This window comes from Allobosea sp. TAB14 (assembly GCF_052113865.1).
Lineage (GTDB): Bacteria > Pseudomonadota > Alphaproteobacteria > Rhizobiales > Beijerinckiaceae > Allobosea > Allobosea spartocytisi.
On the sequence record NZ_JBFRDQ010000024.1, the window covers coordinates 1 to 18,518 of the forward strand.

Annotated in this window: 23 protein-coding genes and 1 tRNA gene; 9 read left to right on the forward strand and 15 right to left on the reverse strand. The window is 65.6% G+C overall.

The features are described from left to right. A partial coding sequence (locus tag AB4Y99_RS05560; protein ID WP_441522648.1) for a 2-C-methyl-D-erythritol 2,4-cyclodiphosphate synthase occupies window positions 1-218 on the forward strand: 218 nt, incomplete at its 5' end. Between the two features lie 4 nt (window positions 219-222). Then, the gene (locus tag AB4Y99_RS05565; protein WP_441522649.1) at window positions 223-720 is read left to right on the forward strand and encodes a CinA family protein; all 498 of its coding nucleotides are present in this window, start codon (window positions 223-225) and stop codon (window positions 718-720) included. A gap of 40 nt (window positions 721-760) precedes the next feature. Here AB4Y99_RS05565 and AB4Y99_RS05570 read toward each other — a convergent pair whose 3' ends face one another. From AB4Y99_RS05570 to AB4Y99_RS05615, 10 genes are all read right to left on the reverse strand, one after another. Continuing rightward, on the reverse strand, window positions 761-1,234 hold the full coding sequence (locus AB4Y99_RS05570; protein WP_441522650.1) for a type II toxin-antitoxin system RatA family toxin: 474 nt from the start codon (window positions 1,232-1,234) through the stop codon (window positions 761-763). A gap of 14 nt (window positions 1,235-1,248) precedes the next feature. Continuing rightward, window positions 1,249-2,256 carry a lipoyl synthase gene (lipA, locus tag AB4Y99_RS05575; RefSeq protein WP_038365835.1) on the reverse strand — a complete coding sequence of 336 codons (1,008 nt, stop codon included), beginning with the start codon at window positions 2,254-2,256 and terminating at the stop codon, window positions 1,249-1,251. Window positions 2,257-2,356: 100 nt separating this feature from the next. Next, entirely contained in the window at window positions 2,357-2,635 is a 279-nt protein-coding gene (locus tag AB4Y99_RS05580) for a GlsB/YeaQ/YmgE family stress response membrane protein (protein WP_038365832.1), read from the reverse strand. Window positions 2,636-2,720: 85 nt separating this feature from the next. Continuing rightward, on the reverse strand, window positions 2,721-3,059 hold the full coding sequence (locus AB4Y99_RS05585; RefSeq protein WP_142020979.1) for a GlsB/YeaQ/YmgE family stress response membrane protein: 339 nt from the start codon (window positions 3,057-3,059) through the stop codon (window positions 2,721-2,723). A gap of 62 nt (window positions 3,060-3,121) precedes the next feature. Then, complete coding sequence (locus AB4Y99_RS05590) at window positions 3,122-3,898, reverse strand: alpha/beta hydrolase family protein (RefSeq protein ID WP_162737754.1); 777 nt, start codon at window positions 3,896-3,898, stop codon at window positions 3,122-3,124. A 67-nt stretch (window positions 3,899-3,965) separates the two neighbouring features. Beyond that, window positions 3,966-5,405, reverse strand: coding sequence for a dihydrolipoyl dehydrogenase (gene lpdA, locus AB4Y99_RS05595; RefSeq protein WP_441522651.1), 1,440 nt, complete (start codon window positions 5,403-5,405; stop codon window positions 3,966-3,968). Window positions 5,406-5,423: 18 nt separating this feature from the next. Next, window positions 5,424-6,773, reverse strand: coding sequence for a pyruvate dehydrogenase complex dihydrolipoamide acetyltransferase (locus AB4Y99_RS05600; RefSeq protein WP_441522652.1), 1,350 nt, complete (start codon window positions 6,771-6,773; stop codon window positions 5,424-5,426). A 13-nt stretch (window positions 6,774-6,786) separates the two neighbouring features. Continuing rightward, the gene (locus tag AB4Y99_RS05605; protein WP_038365823.1) at window positions 6,787-8,193 is read right to left on the reverse strand and encodes a pyruvate dehydrogenase complex E1 component subunit beta; all 1,407 of its coding nucleotides are present in this window, start codon (window positions 8,191-8,193) and stop codon (window positions 6,787-6,789) included. Between the two features lie 56 nt (window positions 8,194-8,249). Further along, the gene (gene pdhA, locus AB4Y99_RS05610; RefSeq protein ID WP_038365819.1) at window positions 8,250-9,347 is read right to left on the reverse strand and encodes a pyruvate dehydrogenase (acetyl-transferring) E1 component subunit alpha; all 1,098 of its coding nucleotides are present in this window, start codon (window positions 9,345-9,347) and stop codon (window positions 8,250-8,252) included. A 166-nt stretch (window positions 9,348-9,513) separates the two neighbouring features. Continuing rightward, on the reverse strand, window positions 9,514-9,792 hold the full coding sequence (locus AB4Y99_RS05615) for an FtsB family cell division protein (protein ID WP_248311225.1): 279 nt from the start codon (window positions 9,790-9,792) through the stop codon (window positions 9,514-9,516). A 177-nt stretch (window positions 9,793-9,969) separates the two neighbouring features. On the opposite strand from AB4Y99_RS05615, the gene AB4Y99_RS05620 reads away from it, so the two are divergent. Both AB4Y99_RS05620 and AB4Y99_RS05625 read left to right on the forward strand, forming a co-directional pair. Further along, window positions 9,970-10,044: transfer RNA gene (locus AB4Y99_RS05620), tRNA-Lys, on the forward strand. Between the two features lie 99 nt (window positions 10,045-10,143). Next, window positions 10,144-10,353, forward strand: a complete 210-nt coding sequence (locus AB4Y99_RS05625) for a hypothetical protein (protein ID WP_038365813.1) — start codon at window positions 10,144-10,146, stop codon at window positions 10,351-10,353. Between the two features lie 101 nt (window positions 10,354-10,454). On the opposite strand, the gene AB4Y99_RS05630 is transcribed toward AB4Y99_RS05625, so the two are convergent. Then, window positions 10,455-11,243, reverse strand: a complete 789-nt coding sequence (locus AB4Y99_RS05630) for a bestrophin-like domain (protein WP_370955655.1) — start codon at window positions 11,241-11,243, stop codon at window positions 10,455-10,457. Between the two features lie 90 nt (window positions 11,244-11,333). Further along, window positions 11,334-11,609, reverse strand: coding sequence for a hypothetical protein (locus AB4Y99_RS05635; RefSeq protein WP_113252295.1), 276 nt, complete (start codon window positions 11,607-11,609; stop codon window positions 11,334-11,336). A 138-nt stretch (window positions 11,610-11,747) separates the two neighbouring features. On the opposite strand from AB4Y99_RS05635, the gene AB4Y99_RS05640 reads away from it, so the two are divergent. After that, window positions 11,748-11,969, forward strand: coding sequence for a hypothetical protein (locus AB4Y99_RS05640; protein WP_112762257.1), 222 nt, complete (start codon window positions 11,748-11,750; stop codon window positions 11,967-11,969). Between the two features lie 5 nt (window positions 11,970-11,974). After that, the gene (locus tag AB4Y99_RS05645; protein ID WP_156116011.1) at window positions 11,975-12,142 is read left to right on the forward strand and encodes a hypothetical protein; all 168 of its coding nucleotides are present in this window, start codon (window positions 11,975-11,977) and stop codon (window positions 12,140-12,142) included. 27 nt (window positions 12,143-12,169) lie between these two features. Here AB4Y99_RS05645 and AB4Y99_RS05650 read toward each other — a convergent pair whose 3' ends face one another. After that, a complete protein-coding gene (locus AB4Y99_RS05650) occupies window positions 12,170-12,376 on the reverse strand; it encodes a hypothetical protein (RefSeq protein WP_142020985.1) in 207 nt (68 codons plus the stop codon). Window positions 12,377-12,624: 248 nt separating this feature from the next. Here AB4Y99_RS05650 and AB4Y99_RS05655 point away from each other — a divergent pair, with 248 nt between their 5' ends. Then, window positions 12,625-13,170, forward strand: coding sequence for a PRC-barrel domain-containing protein (locus tag AB4Y99_RS05655; protein ID WP_112762259.1), 546 nt, complete (start codon window positions 12,625-12,627; stop codon window positions 13,168-13,170). Window positions 13,171-13,222: 52 nt separating this feature from the next. Here the strand turns inward: AB4Y99_RS05655 and AB4Y99_RS05660 are convergent, their stop codons facing one another. Further along, window positions 13,223-14,740 (reverse strand): NAD(P)H-hydrate dehydratase, encoded by a 1,518-nt coding sequence (locus tag AB4Y99_RS05660; RefSeq protein WP_441522653.1) that lies wholly within the window; start codon window positions 14,738-14,740, stop codon window positions 13,223-13,225. A gap of 296 nt (window positions 14,741-15,036) precedes the next feature. Here AB4Y99_RS05660 and AB4Y99_RS05665 point away from each other — a divergent pair, with 296 nt between their 5' ends. Then, complete coding sequence (locus AB4Y99_RS05665; protein WP_038365795.1) at window positions 15,037-15,375, forward strand: P-II family nitrogen regulator; 339 nt, start codon at window positions 15,037-15,039, stop codon at window positions 15,373-15,375. A 96-nt stretch (window positions 15,376-15,471) separates the two neighbouring features. Next, window positions 15,472-16,881: a type I glutamate--ammonia ligase gene (gene glnA, locus AB4Y99_RS05670; protein WP_441522654.1), complete on the forward strand. Its 1,410-nt coding sequence runs from the start codon at window positions 15,472-15,474 to the stop codon at window positions 16,879-16,881. A 117-nt stretch (window positions 16,882-16,998) separates the two neighbouring features. Here glnA and AB4Y99_RS05675 read toward each other — a convergent pair whose 3' ends face one another. After that, window positions 16,999-18,348 (reverse strand): TIGR03808 family TAT-translocated repetitive protein, encoded by a 1,350-nt coding sequence (locus AB4Y99_RS05675; protein ID WP_162719984.1) that lies wholly within the window; start codon window positions 18,346-18,348, stop codon window positions 16,999-17,001. Between the last annotated feature and the right edge of the window lie 170 nt (window positions 18,349-18,518).

Below are 18,518 nucleotides of genomic sequence, written 5' to 3' on the forward strand. Positions count from 1 at the left end.
CCCGCATCGACCATCTCGACCTCACCATCGTCTGCGAGGCGCCGAAGATCGGCCCACATCGCGACGCGATCCGCGCAGCGATCGCAGCCGCCGCCGGCGTCACGGCCGGCAAGGTCGCGATCAAGGCGACGACCTCCGAGCGCATGGGCTTCACCGGCCGGCGCGAAGGCCTCGCCGCGCTGGCCACAGCAACGATCCGGCTGCCCGAGGAGGAGTGAGGCCATGTTCGATCCCGACATCCGCGCGCTTGCAGCCGAACTGCTCGACATGAGCAAGGAGCGCGGCTTCACGGTCGCCACGATCGAATCCTGCACCGGCGGCCTCGTCTGCGGGGCGCTGACGGCGATCGCCGGCTCGTCCGCGATGGTACTGGGCGGGCTGATCACCTATGCGAACGAGGCCAAGGCGGCTCTCGCCGGCGTTCCCGAGCCCCTGCTGAAACAGCACGGCGCCGTCAGCGAACCCGTCGCCCGTGCCATGGCGGAAGGTGGCCGCAAGCGCCTCGATGCCACCTTCGCGGTTTCGATCACCGGCGTTGCCGGCCCCGGCGGCGGCAGCGTCGAGAAGCCGGTCGGGCTCGTCCATTTCGCCTGCGCCGGCCCTTCCGGCACGCGCCATCGCGAACGCCGCTTCGGCGAGAAATCGCGCGACGAGATCCGCCGCCTCAGCGTGCTGGAAGCGCTTGATCTGCTGCGCGAGACGGCGCTGACCGGGCCGTAGAGACTTACTTTCGCGCGTTCGCTTCGACGCTCGGCAAGCTCTATGTTCCGAGCGCTGCAGCCCCGCCGCGTCCATAGACCTGATCGGCCCGGCGCTCGAAGGCTTCCGAGAACTTGCGGAAGGCCTTGTCGAACATGGCGCCCATCAGCAGGCCGAGCATGCGGCTGGCGAATTCGTAGGAAATGAAGAAGCCGACCTCGCAGCCGCTCTCGTTCGGCCTGAAGGTCCAGCGATTCTCCAGATGCCGGAACGGCCCGTCGACATATTCGACCAGGATCTTCAAGTTTGCCGGATCGAGCGTGACGCGGCTGGTGAAGGTCTCGCGGATCGCCCTGTAGCCGACCGTCATATCGGCCAACAGCACCTCGCCCCCGCCTTCGCGCGGCGTGCGGCGGCGCACCACCAGCCCCTCGCAGAGCGGCAGGAATTGCGGGTATTTCTCGATATCCGCCACGAGCGCGAACATCTGCTCGGGCGAGTGTTTCACCCGGCGGGTGCTGTTGAACATCGGCATGGGGAACGGCGCCGTCAGCCGCCGAGCTTTGCCGCGCGATTCGCGCGCAGCCGGGCGAAATCCTCGCCGGCATGGTGCGAGGAGCGGGTCAGCGGCGTCGAGGACACCATCAGGAAGCCCTTGGCGTAGGCGATGGTCTCGAAGCTCTTGAACTCGTCCGGCGTGACGAAGCGGATCACCGCATGGTGCTTGCGCGAGGGCGCGAGGTACTGGCCGATGGTCATGAAGTCGACCTCGGCCGAGCGCAGATCGTCCATGAGCTGGAGAACCTCGTTCCGCTCCTCGCCGAGCCCGACCATGATGCCGGACTTGGTGAAGATCGTAGGGTCGAGCTCCTTCACCTGCTGCAGCAGCCGCAGCGAATGGAAATAGCGCGCGCCCGGCCGCACCTTCAGATACTTGCCCGGCACGGTCTCGAGATTGTGGTTGAAGACGTCGGGCTTGGCCGCGACGACCACTTCGAGCGCGCCCGGCTTGCGCAGGAAGTCCGGCGTCAGGATCTCGATGGTGGTGCCGGGCGAAGCCTTGCGAATGGCGCGGATCACGTTGGCGAAATGCTCGGCGCCGCCATCCTTGAGGTCGTCGCGGTCGACCGAGGTGATGACGACATGCTCGAGCCCGAGCTTGGCGACGGCATCCGCGACCTTGCGCGGCTCCTCCAGATCGAGCGGCAGCGGCACACCGGTCTTCACGTTGCAGAAGGCGCAGGCCCGCGTGCAGGTGTCGCCCATGATCATGAAGGTGGCGTGCTTCTTCTCCCAGCACTCGCCGATATTCGGGCAGCCGGCCTCCTCGCAGACCGTGACCAGCTTCTCGGCCTTCACGATCTTCTGCGTCTCGGCCCATTTCGGCGAGCCTGGCGCCTTGACGCGGATCCAGTCCGGCTTGCGCAGGACCGGGTTTTCCGGCCGCTTCTGCTTCTCGGGGTGGCGCAACTCCGCTGCGGGCTGGCGAGCTTCCGCCTTCGGATTGCCGGCATTGGGTCGCGGATCGCGGTTCAGAAGGTCGAGAACAAGCGCCATAACGGGGTCCGGGCTTCAAAAGCAGGAGCCGGCAAGGCCGGCTCCCTCTTAGCTAATCCCCAAAGCGCGCTCCCGCAACTGCCCGACGGGCGAGCGCTCCTCAGCGGCGCCCGCGCGCCGCGTTCCAGATCACGATGATGACGATGGCGCCGGCCACCGCAGCCGTCAGCGTCCGCCAGAAGCCGAAGACCGGAACCTCCAGCAATTCGGCGATCTTGGCGCCGACGAAGGAGCCRGCGACGCCGACCAGCATGTTGGTGAAGAGACCGTGATCGGATGAGGTCAGGCGCTCGGCGATCCAGCCGGCGATGAGACCGATCAGCAGCGTCATGAAGAAACCGTAGCCCGGCTGGGCCATGGTGGCGGCAAAGCTTTCCATCGCGGATATCCCCCTAGCCATGCGCGAAGGCGCGCGCCGATAACCGTAAGCCCTGCGCGAAAGTTCCTGAAGACGAAATCCAAACTTACGCGATGAAGCGTGCCAGCAGGATGACGAGGATGGCACCCAGCACCGCCATGCCGGCATCGTCGAGGAAACCGTAGCCCGTATTCAATCGCCAGCCGGTCAGGCGCACGATGCCCTGCCCCACCAGCATGCCGAGCACGCCGACGACGGCATGGCGGATCAGCCCGCCTCCACCGACCACGAGGCTCGCGGCGAAGCCGATGACGGTGCCGGACGCCACTGTCGGGACGATGACGCTCCAGTCGAGCGGCAGCGTCCGGCGCGGCGGCAGGATCTCGATATCCTCGTCGCGGACGACGCGGTCGGGCTTCGGCGATTTGCGGGTGCGTGGCGGCATGGGCGCAATATGGAGCGCGGACGGGCGGCCGCCAAGTCGATGCGGGCGAGCGTCGCTGCCGATCAGCGGACCATCGCTGCGAGCGCGGAAACCGACGTCGCCGCAAGTGCGCCACCGAAATTATGCCCGCCCCCGACGATCTGCGCTCTCGCGGGCAGCCCCCTCGCCTGCACCTTCGCGACATAGTCCGCCGCCAGTTCCGGGCGGGTGTTGTCGTCCGCCTGTCCGGTGACAGTGACGATCGGCGTCCCTGCGGGAATGCCGGACACGTAGTCCACCGGCGACTGAGCCGCTCCTGGCCGCCGGCCTCGGCTGGCATACCAGGCCGGGACGTCGCAAGGGCAGGACACCAGCACGAGGCCGTTGATCAGGCCGGGATGGCTTCCGGCCACAACACCGATCGTGCCGGCGCCGCCCGAATGCCCGAGAGCCACCACGCTGCGGGCGTTGTAGATGCGCTTCAGCTCCTGGATCGCCCCGGCGACAGCGCTGTTGTTGCCGGATTGGAACGTATCCCGACGGCCATTATCGGAGCCGTCGCTGCGACGGCCGGCGCGGTCGTAATAGCCGGGCCGCAGCAGGGCGACGGCCACCACATTCTTGCGGCCGGCCGCGAACCGCCTCGCATGGCCGTACATGTAGTCGGCCGGCCCTCCGGCCGAAACGTCCCCATGGACGAAGATGGCGAGGACGGGGCGCGTCCCGCCGCCGGGTGCCGCGCCGAACGCTTCATAGGCCAGGCCGTTGGCGCATGTATCGCCGTCACAGGCCAAGGCTCCCGCGCCGCCGAACAGGACAGCCGCGAGAACGGTCAGCAGCCTTGCACCCGCACGCTTCATGGCACGCCCCCGCCGCCATATCGCCCATGGAGAGCCAATTCCAGGCTCTCCGCCGTGACTGCGCAGCTCAGGCGTTCAACACCTTGCCGTAAGCATCGAGCACGCTTTCCTTCATCACCTCCGACAGGGTCGGATGCGGGAAGATGGTGTGCATCAGCTCTTCCTCGGTCGTCTCGAGGTTCATCGCGACGACGAAGCCCTGGATCAGCTCGGTCACTTCCGGGCCGACCAGATGGGCGCCGAGCAGCTTGCCGGTCTTGGCGTCGAAGATCGTCTTCGCCAGCCCCGAATCCTCGCCGAGCGCCACGGCCTTGCCGTTGGCGACGAAGTTGAAGCGGCCGACTTTGAGCTCGTAGCCGGCAGCCTTGGCCTTCGCCTCGGTCAGGCCGACGCTGGCGATCTGCGGGTGGCAATAGGTGCAGCCCGGGATCATCGACTTGTCCATCGGGTGCGGATGCAGCCCCTTGATCGCCTCGACGCAGATCACCGCCTCATGCTCGGCCTTGTGCGCCAGCATCGGCGGGCCGGCGACGTCACCGATGGCGTAGACGCCCTTGACGTTGGTCCGGCAGAGATCGTCGATGACGATGCAGCCGCGATCGGTTTTCACGCAGAGCGCCTCCAGCCCGATATTCTCGATATTGCCGACGACACCGACAGCCGAGATCATCCGGTCCGCCGTGATCGTCTGCTTGCCGCCCTTCTCGTCCTCGATATGGGCGGTGACGGAGTCCGCTGATTTCTCGACCTTCGTCACCTTGGCGCTGGTGATGATCTTCATGCCCTGCTTCTCGAAGGCYTTGCGSGCGAAGGCGCCGATCTCGGCATCCTCGACCGGCACGACCTGCGGCAGCACCTCGACCACCGTCACATCGACACCCATCGTCCGGTAGAACGACGCGAATTCGATGCCGATCGCGCCSGAGCCCATCACSAGCAGCGATTTCGGCATCTTSKSCGGRACCATCGMCTCGAAATAGGTCCAGATCAGCTTGCCRTCCGGCTCGAGRCCGGGMAGMGCGCGCGGSCGKGCGCCSGTCGCGACGATGATGTGGTCGGCGGTRTAGGTGCCCTCGCCCTTGGCGCCCTTCGGCACCGGCCCTTGCGGCTGCATCGCCGGCTTCTTGGTCGGCGCGACGGCGATCGTGCCGGGCTTGGTCAGCTTGGCCTCGCCCCAGATCACGTCGACCTTGTTCTTCTTCATCAGGAACTGGACGCCGTTGTTCATCCTGACCGCGATGCCGCGCGAGCGCTTCACGACGGCATCGAGATCGGCCTTGAASGAGCCYTCSAGCGTSAGCCCRTARTCYTTGGCATGCTGGCCGTAATGCAGRATCTCGGCCGAGCGCAGCARSGCCTTGGTCGGGATGCAGCCCCAGTTCGAGCAGATGCCGGCGAGATGCTCACGCTCGACGATCGCGGTCCTGAAGCCGAGCTGGGCGGCGCGGATGGCGGCGATATAGCCGCCAGGGCCGGAGCCGATGACGATGATGTCGTAGTCAGCCATGGTCTCTCTCCCGCCGCCTCAGACCAGCATCGCCATGGGCTTCTCGATATAGCCCTTGAACGCCGCGAGAAGCTCGGCGCCAAGCGCGCCGTCGACGGCGCGGTGGTCGGTCGAGAGCGTCACCGACATCACCGTCGCGACAGACGGCTGGCCACCCTTGACGATGACGCGCTGCTCGCCGGCGCCAACCGCCAGGATCGTCGCATGCGGCGGATTGACGATCGCCGCGAAGTCCTTGACCCCGAACATGCCGAGGTTCGAGACCGCCGTCGTGCCGCCCTGATACTCTTCGGGCTTCAGCTTGCGGGCCTTGGCGCGGGCCGCCATGTCCTTCATCTCGTTGGAGATCTGCGACAGCGTCTTGTGGCAGGCATCGCGGATGATCGGCGTGATCAGGCCGCCCGGGATCGAGACGGCAACGCCGACATCGGCATGCTTGTGCTTGAGCATCGCGTTCTCGGTCCAGGACACGTTTGCGTCCGGAACGGCCTTGAGCGCCAGCGCCAGCGCCTTGATGACCATGTCGTTGACCGAGAGCTTGTAGGCGGGCTTGCCATCCTTCTCCGGCGCGGCCGCATTGAGCTCCGCGCGCAGCTTGAGCAGCGCGTCGAGTTCGCAATCGACGGTGACGTAGAAATGCGGGACGGTCTGCTTGGCCTCGAGCAGGCGGCGCGCGATCGTCTTGCGCATGCCGTCATGCGGGATTTCTTCATAGGAATCCGGCGCGAACAGCTTCTTGACCGCCTCGTCCGAGGGGCCGGCCGCGAGCGGCGCAGCGGCGGGCTTGGCCGTGGGAGCAGCGGCAGGCGCAGCCGCCGGAGCAGCCTTGGCACCGCCGCCCTTCTTGGCGGCCTCGACATCCTTCTCGACGATGCGGCCATGCGGACCGGAGCCGGCGATGGCGGAGAGGTCGAGCCCGGCCTCCTTGGCGAGACGCCGCGCCAGCGGCGAGGCAAAGGAACGGCTGCCGTCAGCCTTCGCCGGAGCAGTCGCAACCGGTGCTTCAGCCGCCTTGGCAGGCGCAGCGGCGGCCGGAGCGACTTCGGCTTTCGCAGGCTCGGCCTTGGGAGCTTCCGCCTTCGGCGCAGCGCCGGCCGCCGGTGCGGAGACGCTCTTGGCGTCCTCGCCCTCGCCGGCGATCACGCCGATCACCTCGTTGACGGCGACATCGGCCGTGCCTTCCGGCACCACGATCTTGGCGAGGATGCCCTCATCGACCGCCTCGACCTCCATCGTGGCCTTRTCGGTCTCGATCTCGGCGATGAYGTCGCCGGMCTTGAYGGTGTCGCCTTCCTTCTTCAGCCATTTGGCGAGATTGCCCTTCTCCATCGTCGGAGAGAGCGCGGGCATCAGGATGTTGGTCGGCATCGGTCAGCCCTTCTCAGCGATAGCAGACGGCCTTGGCCGCCGCGACGACCTCGCCGATATTCGGCAAAGCGAGCTTCTCGAGGTTCGCCGCATAAGGCATCGGCACGTCCTTGCCGGTGACGCGGGCGACGGGGGCGTCGAGATAGTCGAACGCCGCCTCCATGATCTTCATGCCGATCTCGGCGGTGACGCCGGACTGCGGGAAGCCCTCCTCCACCGCGACGCAGCGATTGGTCTTCTGCACGGAGGCAACGACCGTCTCGATATCCATCGGGCGGATCGTGCGGAGGTCGATGACCTCGGCCTCGATGCCGTCCTTGGCCAGCGCCTCGGCGGCGCCGAGCGCATAGGTCATGCCGATGCCGAAGGAGACGATGGTCACGTCGGTGCCCGGCCGCACCACCTTGGCCTTGCCGATCGGGATCAGGAAATCATCGCCCTTCGGCACGTCGAAGGACTTGCCGTACATGATCTCGTTTTCGAGGAAGATCACCGGGTTCGGGTCGCGGATCGCGCTCTTGAGCAGCCCCTTCGCGTCGGAGGCGCTGTAGGGCATCACCACCTTGAGGCCCGGCACGTTGGAGTACCACGCCGCATAGTCGTGGCTGTGTTGGGCACCGACGCGGGCGGCCGCGCCGTTGGGGCCGCGGAACACGATCGGGCAGCCCATCTGTCCGCCGGACATGTAGAGCGTCTTGGCCGCGGAGTTGATGATCTGGTCGATCGCCTGCATGGCGAAGTTGAAGGTCATGAACTCGACGATGGGCCTGAGGCCCGAGAGCGCCGCGCCGACGCCGATGCCGGCGAAGCCATGCTCGGTGATCGGGGTGTCGATGACGCGCTTGGCGCCGAACTCCTGCAGCAACCCTTGAGTGACCTTGTAGGCGCCCTGATACTCCGCGACCTCCTCGCCCATGACGAAGACGTCGCCGTCGCGGCGCATCTCCTCTGCCATCGCGTCACGCAGCGCCTCGCGGACCGTCTGGCTGACGATCTCGGCGCCGGCCGGGAATTCGGACGAAGCGTCATAGGCCTTCGCCTGGGCCGGCACGCTCTCGGGCTTGCTGGCAGCGGGAGCGTCTTCCGCCTTGGCCTCGGGCTTCGGCTCTTCCTTGGCCTCGGCCGGCTTCTCGGCCGCCGCCTTGCCGGCTCCGCTCGCCGCGGCGCTGACATCCTCGCCATCGGCGGCGATCACGCCGATCCGCGTGTTGACCGCGACATTCTCGCTGCCGTCCGGCACCAGGATCTTGGCGAGGATGCCCTCGTCGACCGCCTCGACCTCCATGGTCGCCTTGTCGGTCTCAATCTCGGCGATGATGTCGCCGGACTTGACCTGATCGCCCTCTTTTTTCAGCCATTTGGCCAGTTTTCCTTCCTCCATGGTGGGAGAAAGGGCAGGCATGAGAATGTCGATCGGCATGAACGCACCCGGATTCTAGACGCGGGGAAAGGCGAGAGGCGGCAGCGGCGCGGGCGTCAGCCCTGCGCCGGCTCCAGCAGGATGTCGGTGTAAAGTTCCGAGACGTCGGGCTCGGGGTCATGCGTCGCGAATTCGGCGGCGTCGTTGACGATCTCGCGCACCTTGGCGTCGATCGCCTTCAGCTCGTCCTCGCCGACCTTGAACTCGCGGACCAGCCGCGCGCGGACCTGCTCGATCGGATCATGCTCCTCGCGCATCCGCTGGACCTCGTCCTTGGAGCGATACTTCGCCGGGTCCGACATCGAGTGGCCGCGATAGCGGTAGGTCTGCATCTCCAGGATGTAGGGGCCCTTGCCGGAGCGCGCATGGTCGATCGCGCGCTGGCCGGCCTCGCGAACGGCCCGGACATCCATGCCGTCGACCTGCTCGCCCGGAATGTTGAAGGAGACGCCGCGGCGCGAGAAATCGGTCTGGGCCGAAGCGCGGCTCACCGCGGTGCCCATGGCGTAGCGGTTGTTCTCGATGATGAACACGACCGGCAGCTTCCAGAGCTCGGCCATGTTGAAGCTCTCGTAGACCTGGCCCTGATTGGCGGCACCGTCGCCGAAATAGGTCATCGAGACGGTGTTGTCGCCGCGATACCAGTCGGCGAAGGCGAGGCCCGTTCCGAGCGATACCTGCGCGCCGACGATGCCGTGGCCGCCATAGAAGTTCTTCTCGCGGCTGAACATGTGCATCGAGCCGCCCTTGCCGCGCGAATAGCCGCCGCGCCGACCGGTGAGCTCAGCCATCACGCCGCGCGATTCCATGCCGCAGGCCAGCATGTGGCCGTGGTCGCGATAGCCGGTGATGACCTGGTCGCCATCCTTSGAGGCCATCTGCATGCCGATGACGACGGCTTCCTGGCCGATATAGAGGTGGCAGAAGCCGCCGATCAGGCCCATGCCGTACATCTGGCCGGCCTTCTCCTCGAAGCGCCGGATCAGCAGCATCTCGCGATAGGCGTGGAGGTCTTCRTCCTTGGTGAAGGGAGTGACGTTGCTGGCAGCCGGGGCGGACTGCCCCGCTCCCTCCTTGGCCGAACGTGCCTTTGCCGGCTTGGCGGCGGCTTTCGATGGGGCGGGAGCTTTCGGTTTACGCGCAGCAACAGCCATAGACGATCCTCCAAGGGCCTTCGACCTTTGTTGTAGAGGATCGAAAAAACCTTGGCGAGGACGCTATCTCGCACTGCACCATCATCTAAGTCTTTGAAATATAATGATACTGCAGGCGTAACTGGATTCAAGTTAATTGATACGTCTGAGACTAACAGCCGGCTCGCTAACGCCCCATGATCACGACGTCGTTCTTGTGGGTCCGGGCAAGCATGGCACGCGCCGACTCGTCGAGCAGATCGCGATCGACATTGTCGTCGCGCACGAGGGCGAGGCGCTGCTCCCAGGATTTGCGCTCCAGGGTGAGCGTCGCCAGCTCCGCTTCCAGTTCGCGCAGCGATTCCCGAACGGCGCCGCGCGCCTCGAGGCCGCGCGCGCCGTGCTGGGCGTGGAACAAGAAATAGCTGACCGTCAGCGCCGACACCGCATAGAGCGCGAGCGTCACGAAGACAGATCTGAGACCGCGACGAATGACCATAGCTGATGAGGCTAGGATGGCGTGGTTTCCGGGCGGTTAACGCACGGGGCCGGAGGGTTACGCCAGGAAGGGGACAGGCGGCATGGATGTGCATTGGACATGTTGACCCGCGCCCTTCACCTCCGTATGTCAGCGGGCCTGTGAGGGCGGGTAGCTCAGTGGTAGAGCACGTGACTTTTAATCATGTGGTCGTGGGTTCGATCCCCACCCCGCTCACCACCACCCGGAATCGGGCCACGGCCTGAGCCGGCCCCATCGCCGGACGCTTCCGCCCCCATCGGCGCCTTCGCGCACCCAAGCCCGCCCCGGAGGAATGCCGTGCCCAAGCTGTGCAAATTCACCTCGCCGCGCGACGGCAAGCCCGTCTATGTCAATCCCGAGCAGGTCGTCGTGGTCTACACCCACAAGGGCGAACCGGCGGACACCATCATCGGGTTCGGCAAGGATTTCATGCTCGGCGTGCGGGAGAGCCTCGAGGAAACCGTCCGCATTCTCGAACAGGCGACGGCTTCCAAAAGCCAAAACTGAACGCGGCGGCCCGAAGCCGGGACGCGGCTTTCGGAAAGCCCGATTCGATACGATCAGGTAGATAGATCGCCGTGATCGCGCCCGACGGGACGCTCGGCGATCTAGCGGCTCATATCCGCCAGCGCTTCTCGCATGGCGAGGCTGCGAATCCCGAACAGGCCTTGGTAAGGCAAGGCCAGATCGACGATGACGAACATCACGCTCGCGACGGAGACCACCCCGATCGCGAGGACGATGCCGCTGACTCGACGGCGCGGCACCTGCAGCCCGAAGCTCAGGAACACCAACGCAAGCCAGAAGCTGATGATACCGAGGAACAGCCCGCTTTGCGGGCCGTTCGTATCCTCGATCACGGCCCAGCGGCTTTCCTGAACTCTGGCGTAGTCGGCCCGGCAGCGTTGCAAAACCGGGGATAGATCAGGCGCCGGAGCGGTCGTGTCGATGGCCAGTCCGACCTCGTTGAGCATGCCGGCCAGAACCGCATCTTCGCCGCGAACCGACATGCGGCGGGTATCCGGCATGCCGGCAACCGAAGGAGCGGGCTCCGCAGGCCAGGTACTGGCGATCACGGCGGCGACGTAGCGGCTCAGGATCTGCCGGGTCGGAGCGAGGCTCGGCCCCAGATTGCGCAGGCATTGGTCGAGCCGCGCCAGCTCGGCCGCGTAGAGCGAGCGGTTCCTGTTGGCGGAATCGAAGGCGGAGCGCGCGGTCGAGAGCTGCAGGCTCAGCACCAGCGCGGCGAAGGTCACGAGCAGGCCGGTCACCAGCCGGACCGCTTCCATGTTCTCCTTCGACAGATGCTCCTCCGGCAGCCACATGCGCAGGGCGATGCCGGCCAGAGCGCTCAGGCCGAACAAGGTCAGAAAACCGAAGCCTGAGAGGATTTCCATGGCGTCGCCGCGGGAAGGCCGATCGAGCCCGGCCATGCTCTCACAGCGCTGCGACCGATGCGAGCCCCTGCGTCACACGCGAACAGCCGCTCAGCCGAGCCGGCGCGTCACGCCGCCCTTTATCGGCCTCCGACTGTGAGGCGGTGGCGGCGCCTCCGGCAGGAGATAGGCGCCTCCGCCCACTCCGAGAGCCGGCCAGCCGGGATCGACATAGGCGTCGAGTTCCCAGCAGCGCAGCCGCAGACGCTCGTCTTCCGTGGTTGCATCGGAACAGCGCGTGAATTGCGAGCGCTGCCAGAAGGCGGTCGCTGGCTGCGGCGCCTGCGCGAGGCCGACCAGCAGAACCGTGGCCAGAAGCCTGTTCATCGCGGCGCTCCCTGCCCCTGTGACTGCGACCAATCGACCATCAATGCCCGCGGGGCTCTTGCGGAAAGCTTAACCGGGCGGGAACAGGGCGCGCCGTCGCGGGTATCTCCTATGCAGGGCTCAAGGCAGGAGGTTCCGATGCGAGCCAAGGTTCGGCGCGGCGACAGCACTGGCGAGGCAACCCGTCCGGTCTTCAGGATCGAGACCGTCGAGGACTACGGACTGGCCAGGCATCGCATCGAAAGCCTCAAGGACTCGACACGCGGCGACGATGAGGAGCAAGAATTGCAGGCTCTCATCGATGCCGTCGAACGCTGGGATGCCGACCATGCCGCCCAGCCGGGCCGACACAGGAGGTAGATACCGTGAAAACGCCGATCATGGTCCATACCGAGGAAGACTATGACCGGGCGCAGCAGCGCGTCGAGGAACTGAACGCCCTGCCCGACGGCCCCGAAAAGGACAAGGAACTGCAAGCGATCGCCGAAGCGATGCTCGCCTTCGAGCTTCGTCGCGACGACGCCGACGACTGATCCCCGCGGCATCGAGCCTAGCAACGTTCAGGAATCGTTGCTGGCGTTGAGCTCCTCCGGGCGAAGTCCTTCATCCGGATGAGTTCTGGTGGCGGGCTCCTGCGCCTCCAGCCACCGCGCCACGATCTCCGCCACCATCTCTTCACGCGTATGCCCAGGCCGATGCGCCGCGATGTGGCGGTCGAGCGCTGCGGTTTCGGCCTCGGCCAGCAGGACAGTCAACGCAATCGGCATGATTTATCTCCACGTCTCCGGGAACAGCACCGGCTTCCAGACGTTGTAGCAAGCGCAGCATCCGATCACGACATCGCGATGCAAGCAAGTCGGCAAACCGAACGAGCAGGGAATTTCAAGCTGCTTTCGGTGACGCGATTATTTGCGCGCCTCTGCCATGGTTTGTCTCGACAGAAGACGAACAAAAACTTGTTTCATCTGTTGGTTGCATGAACGGCCTGCGACTTGGGCTGATAAAGGAGGAAAAAATGCTCACGCATAAACTCGCCATGACCTCTATCGGATTCGCCATGCTGACCGCGACGGCGCTCGCGCAGACGAGCGCTCCGACGCCGCCCTCGTCCTCGACGAGCCCGGCTCCCGCGGCTCAGCCTGCCAAGCCGCCGGCAAACAATCTCGCCGGCCAGGGCAAATGGCGTACCAGCAAGCTGATCGGCGTCGATATCTACGGCCCCGACGACAAGAAGGTCGGTGACGTGACCGAAGTGATCGTCGACAAGACCGGCAAGATCGAGATGGTCACGGTCGGCGTCGGCGGCTTCCTCGGCATCGGCGCGAAGGACGTCGCCATTCCTTTCGAGCAGGTGACCTGGAGCGATCAGCCGATCGCCCCACCCGCTCCGGCCCCTGCCCCGGCGGGCGGTGCTGCCGGTAGCACGGGCGGCGGCATGAGCGCGGCTCCGCCGGCAGCCTCGGCTCCGAAGGCGCCAGCCATGTATCCGGATCATGGCAAGATCACCATGACCAAGGACCAGCTCAATGCAGCCCCGGCCGTGACCTATTCCGGCAGCTGACACGTTCGATCCGAACCGCCCCGGCAACGGGGCGGTTTCGTTTGTGCCAGCGTCATGGATCCGGACCCGCTCCTGCGGCGAGCGTGCGGAGCAAGGGCGGAACGGCTTCGGGCAGCTCGTCCGCGATCAGCCCGAAGCCCAGCGCTTCGCCGGCCTTCCCATGCAGCCAGACCGCCATGCAGGCCGCTTCAAAGGCCGGCACGCCCTGCGCGACCAGCCCCGTGACCATCCCGGCCAGGACGTCGCCGGAACCGGCGGTCGCCAGCGCCGGCGAGCCGGTCGCATTGATCGCCGCACGCCCGTCCGGGCATGCGATCACCGTGTCGGCTCCCTTGTAGACGACGATCGCCCCGCTGAAGGCAGCGGCCTTGCGGGCGCGCTCCAGCTTGGAAGAGTCCCGGTCGATCGCCGGCTCCCGGCCGAAAAGCCGCCGGAACTCGCCCTCATGCGGTGTCATCACGCAAGTGGCGTTCCGCTGTCCCAGCCTCGACAGGGCTTCCGCATTCTCCGCCAGAATCGTCAGCGCATCGGCATCGAGCACCAGCGGCTTGCTGCTATGGACAAGCGCCGCAACCAGCTGGCGAGCTCGCGCATCGAGCCCAAGCGCCGGGCCTGCCAGCACGACGGACAAGCGCCGATCCTCCAGGAGAGGCGCAAGACCCGTTTCGTCCGCGAGGGAGCGCTGCATCAGCGCGTCCGGCCCCCGCGTCGCATGCGCCGCCAGGGCCGCGGGAGCGCAGAGGATGGTCGCGAGCCCGGCGCCGATCCGTAGGGCCGCCCGCGCGCCGAGCCGCGGCGCCCCGACGCCGGCGATCCCTCCCGCGAGTACGGCAACGGCGCCGCGCTCGAATTTATGCGTGAAGCTGCCATGGCGCGGCAGATGGCAGCTCCAGAGAGCGGGACCGTTGGCGAAGGCCGTAGGAGCGGTCGCCTCGAGGGCCGCTTCGGCCGGAATGCCGATATCCGCCAGCGTCACCTGTCCGCAGAGATCGCGGCCGGGCTGGAGCAGGTGACCGGGCTTGAGCCGGAAGAAGGTCACCGTTTCCGCGGCACGAACGACCGGCCCCTCGGCCTGCCCGGTATCGCCCGAAAGCCCGCTGGGAACATCGACCGCGACCAGCGGCCGGCCAGAGGCGTTCATCGTCGCGACCAGCTGCGCGGCCTCGCCGGCAAGCGGCCGGCTCAAACCCGCTCCGAACAGGGCATCGACGAGGATGTCCGCGTCGTTCGGCACGGCCACGCCCGGCGGCAGGATCGGGCCGCCCCAGCGTTCCGCGGCGATGGCGGCATCGCCCCGCAGCGCATGCACGTCGCCCAGCAGAGCGACCGTCACCTGAAACCCTCTTTCGCGCAGGAGCCTCGCAGCAACGAAGCCGTCGCCACCATTGTTTCCTGGGCCACAGAATACGCTCACGCTTGCGCCGGAAGCCGCATGGCGGGAGACCGCATCGGCCACCGCCGCCCCGGCCCGCTCCATCAGCATGATGCCCGGCGTCCCACCCGCGATCGCGATGCGATCCGCCTCCCCCATCTGCGCCACTGTGAGCAAGGCGAGGTCGGTCGTTCGCATGGCTGGGATCGTTGTGCCGGGCATGGCCCATCATGAGAGCAGGTCGCACGGCGCGACAACAAGGCGCCAAGGCAGCATTTGCACTACAATTAGGCGTTTGACTTTTTTTTATGCTGTTTTTTGCCTCTCGATCAGGCGCAAGAAGCCGGGCTGCCACGTGGCRGTGCGCGGGCGCCGATGCTATGAGCAAGACAAGGTGCTTCGCATGCGGCCGGGGATCGTTCAAACTCCCGGATCGCGGCGGGTGCCGCCCGGCTCCGGCCGGGGTCTGGGGCGCAAAGGAGGCCGGTCGGCGCATGAAGAAGATCGAAGCGATCATCAAGCCCTTCAAGCTGGACGAGGTGAAGGAAGCGCTTCAGGAAGTCGGGCTTCAGGGCATCACCGTTCTCGAGGCGAAGGGCTTCGGCCGCCAGAAGGGCCATACCGAGCTCTATCGCGGCGCCGAATACGTGGTCGACTTCCTGCCGAAGGTGAAGATCGAGATCGTTCTGGCCGACGACATGGTCGAGCGCGCGATCGAGGCGATCATGAAGGCCGCCCAGACCGGCCGCATCGGCGATGGCAAGATTTTTGTATCGAGCGTGGAGGGTGCCATCCGCATCCGCACGGGCGAGACAGGCGCGGACGCGATCTGACGATTTCCCGCATCACATGGGTCGAGAGCTGCCGGGTGATTTGGATCCATCCGCAGCGCGCGAGTTTGAGAAATAGCTGGCAAGAGGAATGCTGAAATGAAAAGCGCCAAGGATGTCCTCAAGGCGATCAAGGACAACGACGTCAAATATGTCGATTTCCGCTTCACCGACCCGCGCGGCAAGTGGCAGCATGTGACCTTCGACGTCACGATGATCGACGAGGACATCTTCGCCGAAGGCACGATGTTCGACGGTTCCTCGATCGCTGGCTGGAAGGCCATCAACGAGTCCGACATGCTGCTGATGCCGGATCCGACCACCGCCGTGATGGACCCGTTCTTCTCGGCCGCCACCATGGTCATCACCTGCGACGTGCTCGAGCCCGCCACCGGCGAGCCCTATGGCCGCGACCCGCGCGGCATCGCCAAGAAGGCCGAGGCCTATCTCAAGTCGACCGGCATCGGCGACACCATCTATGTCGGCCCCGAGGCCGAGTTCTTCGTCTTCGACGACGTCAAGATCGCGGCGGATCCGTACAACACGGGCTTCAAGCTCGACAACGTCGAGCTGCCGATCAACGGCATGACCGAGTACGAGGGCGGCAATCTCGGCCACCGCATCGCCACCAAGGGCGGCTACTTCCCGGTTCCGCCGCAGGATTCGGCGCAGGACATGCGCGGCGAGATGCTGGCGGCCATGGCGGCCATGGGCGCCAAGGTCGAGAAGCACCACCACGAGGTCGCTTCCGCCCAGCACGAGCTCGGCCTGAAGTTCGACACCCTGACCCACATGGCCGACACCATGCAGGTCTATAAGTACGCGATCCRCAACGTCGCCCAGAGCTACGGCAAGACCGCGACCTTCATGCCGAAGCCGATCTATGGCGACAACGGCTCGGGCATGCACGTCCACCAGTCGATCTGGAAGAACGGCAAGCCGACGATGGCCGGCAACAAATATGCCGACCTGTCGCAGGAGTGCCTGTGGTACATCGGCGGCATCATCAAGCACGCCAAGTCCCTGAACGCCTTCACCAACCCGTCGACGAACTCCTACAAGCGCCTCGTCCCGGGCTATGAGGCTCCGGTGCTGCTCGCCTATTCGGCGCGCAACCGCTCGGCGTCCTGCCGTATTCCGTGGACGACCTCGCCGAAGGCCAAGCGCGTCGAGGTCCGCTTCCCCGATCCGATGGCGAACCCCTATCTCGCCTTCGCCGCCATGCTGATGGCCGGCCTCGACGGCATCATCAACAAGATCGATCCSGGYCCGGCSATGGACAAGGAYCTCTACGACCTGCCGCCGCGCGAGCTGAAGAAGATCCCGACSGTSTGCGGYTCGCTGCGCGAGGCSCTSGARRSSCTSAAGAAGGACAACGCCTWYCTCAAGGCCGGCGGCGTCTTCAACGACGACTTCATCGAGAGCTATATCGAGCTCAAGATGCAGGATGTGGCGCGCTTCGAGATGACGCCGCACCCGGTCGAGTTCGCGATGTACTACTCCTACTGAGAGCTCGGGCCGGCTCTTTCGAGCCGGCCCACGGCTTCCTCCCGGCCGCGTATCCCGCGGCTACCTTTCACCGGGGCGGCAACGCCCCGGTTTTTTGTTGGCTTCAGGCGCGAACCCTCAGAGATAGCGATTATGGCCGAACGTCACGCTCCCTGCGGCGGTCGCGAGGTCATTGCCGTATTCAACCGTGCCCACACGGTCCAGGCCAGCCCCGGTGAAGACCGTCGGCACGACACCGCCCACGCTCGCGCTCCGCACGATGTTTCCGGAGATCACCACCGAACGTCCGCTTGACGACACTGCGTGGTTCGAGACACCGATCCCCATCTTCGCACCACGAACCAGATTCCCCGTGACGACGAGATCGCGCGCGCCGTCATTGATGCCGGCCTGAACGCCGATGCCGGCGACATTCTCGATCAGGTTGCCCGAAACCACACAATCCTGCTCGACGACGATGCCGTTGCCGCCAGTGGTTCCGCCGGTCACGGCATTGTCGGCCATGCTCGAAATCCGGTTGCCCTCCACGACGACGCTGCGCGAGATGCCGTCATTGTACAGGCCGGAATTGGCGACATTGATCCCGCCGCCGGCGGTATCGATGCTGTTGTTGGACACGATGCAGCCGGTGAGATCGATTCCGGCCCCCGGCGCCTCGATGAAGATCGCGATTTCCCGCGCGCCGAAGATGTTGTTGTTGCTGACATTGTGCAGCCCGCCGCCATTGCAGCGGATGGCCGAGTATTGCGTATTGAAGATCTGGTTGTTGGTAATTGTGACGCCGACCGCCCGGAAGACACTGATGCCGTTGCCATTCTGCCCTGTGCCGCCGGCCACCGTGTCGATGCCGTTGATGAGATTGCCGGAGATTGTGGAGCTGTCRCCGGTGATSGTGTCACGCCAGACCGCGATGCCGTTGTTGCTCATCAGCGCCAGCGAGCAGGACAGCACGTTGATGCGGCCGTTCTCGCTCCAGATGCCGACGGAATGGCTCTGGAGATAAGTGCCGCGGAAGGTGGCTTCCGCCCCCCTTACATAGACGCCGATCCCGGGGGAATAGAGGATGCGGCAATCCTCGAACACGACATCCTTGGCGCCGTTCGCAACCGCGATGAAGGCCGGCCTGCCGGCAACGTAGTCGGACAGCGCACGGTTCTGCCCGTCGAACGAGAGGCCCTCAAAACGCACTTGGCTCTGCCCATCGACAACAAGGAAATTATTCACACCACTGAAGCGAAGCACCACCGAACCCGGAATGGCGCGCGCCAGCAGCGGCTTACCGCCACCATTGCTGGGAAGAACCGTGACCGTGCCTGAATCATACACGCCAGCCTGAAAGAAAAGCGGCCTGTCCTGGCTGCGGGCATAGTCAAAGACGGTTTGCAGGCCTGTGAAATTGGTCCAGCCCGATGTTGCCGCCGCCGTGCGTGCAACCACGGCGTCATCGAACAACGCGAAAGAAGGCATGCGCTCTCTCCTATAGGAACAAAACAAGAACATTCCTATACGAGGAAATTAATCCTGTCAATCGATTCGACTGCGATGCGAGATGCGAACGCGATCGGCGAGCGTGCCTCGGCACAACGCCGAAACGGAGCTGTCGGCTCCTGAGGCCGGAGTTTGCACAGAAACGACGA

Coding starts and splice junctions, on each gene's coding strand:
- AB4Y99_RS05565 (WP_441522649.1), top strand. CDS start 223: ATGTTCGATCCCGACATCCGCGCGCTTGCAGCCGAACTGCTCGACATG.
- AB4Y99_RS05570 (WP_441522650.1), bottom strand. CDS start 1,234: ATGCCGATGTTCAACAGCACCCGCCGGGTGAAACACTCGCCCGAGCAG.
- lipA (WP_038365835.1), bottom strand. CDS start 2,256: ATGGCGCTTGTTCTCGACCTTCTGAACCGCGATCCGCGACCCAATGCC.
- AB4Y99_RS05585 (WP_142020979.1), bottom strand. CDS start 3,059: ATGCCGCCACGCACCCGCAAATCGCCGAAGCCCGACCGCGTCGTCCGC.
- AB4Y99_RS05590 (WP_162737754.1), bottom strand. CDS start 3,898: ATGAAGCGTGCGGGTGCAAGGCTGCTGACCGTTCTCGCGGCTGTCCTG.
- AB4Y99_RS05605 (WP_038365823.1), bottom strand. CDS start 8,193: ATGCCGATCGACATTCTCATGCCTGCCCTTTCTCCCACCATGGAGGAA.
- AB4Y99_RS05630 (WP_370955655.1), bottom strand. CDS start 11,243: ATGGAAATCCTCTCAGGCTTCGGTTTTCTGACCTTGTTCGGCCTGAGC.
- AB4Y99_RS05635 (WP_113252295.1), bottom strand. CDS start 11,609: ATGAACAGGCTTCTGGCCACGGTTCTGCTGGTCGGCCTCGCGCAGGCG.
- AB4Y99_RS05640 (WP_112762257.1), top strand. CDS start 11,748: ATGCGAGCCAAGGTTCGGCGCGGCGACAGCACTGGCGAGGCAACCCGT.
- AB4Y99_RS05650 (WP_142020985.1), bottom strand. CDS start 12,376: ATGCCGATTGCGTTGACTGTCCTGCTGGCCGAGGCCGAAACCGCAGCG.
- AB4Y99_RS05655 (WP_112762259.1), top strand. CDS start 12,625: ATGCTCACGCATAAACTCGCCATGACCTCTATCGGATTCGCCATGCTG.
- AB4Y99_RS05660 (WP_441522653.1), bottom strand. CDS start 14,740: ATGCGAACGACCGACCTCGCCTTGCTCACAGTGGCGCAGATGGGGGAG.
- AB4Y99_RS05665 (WP_038365795.1), top strand. CDS start 15,037: ATGAAGAAGATCGAAGCGATCATCAAGCCCTTCAAGCTGGACGAGGTG.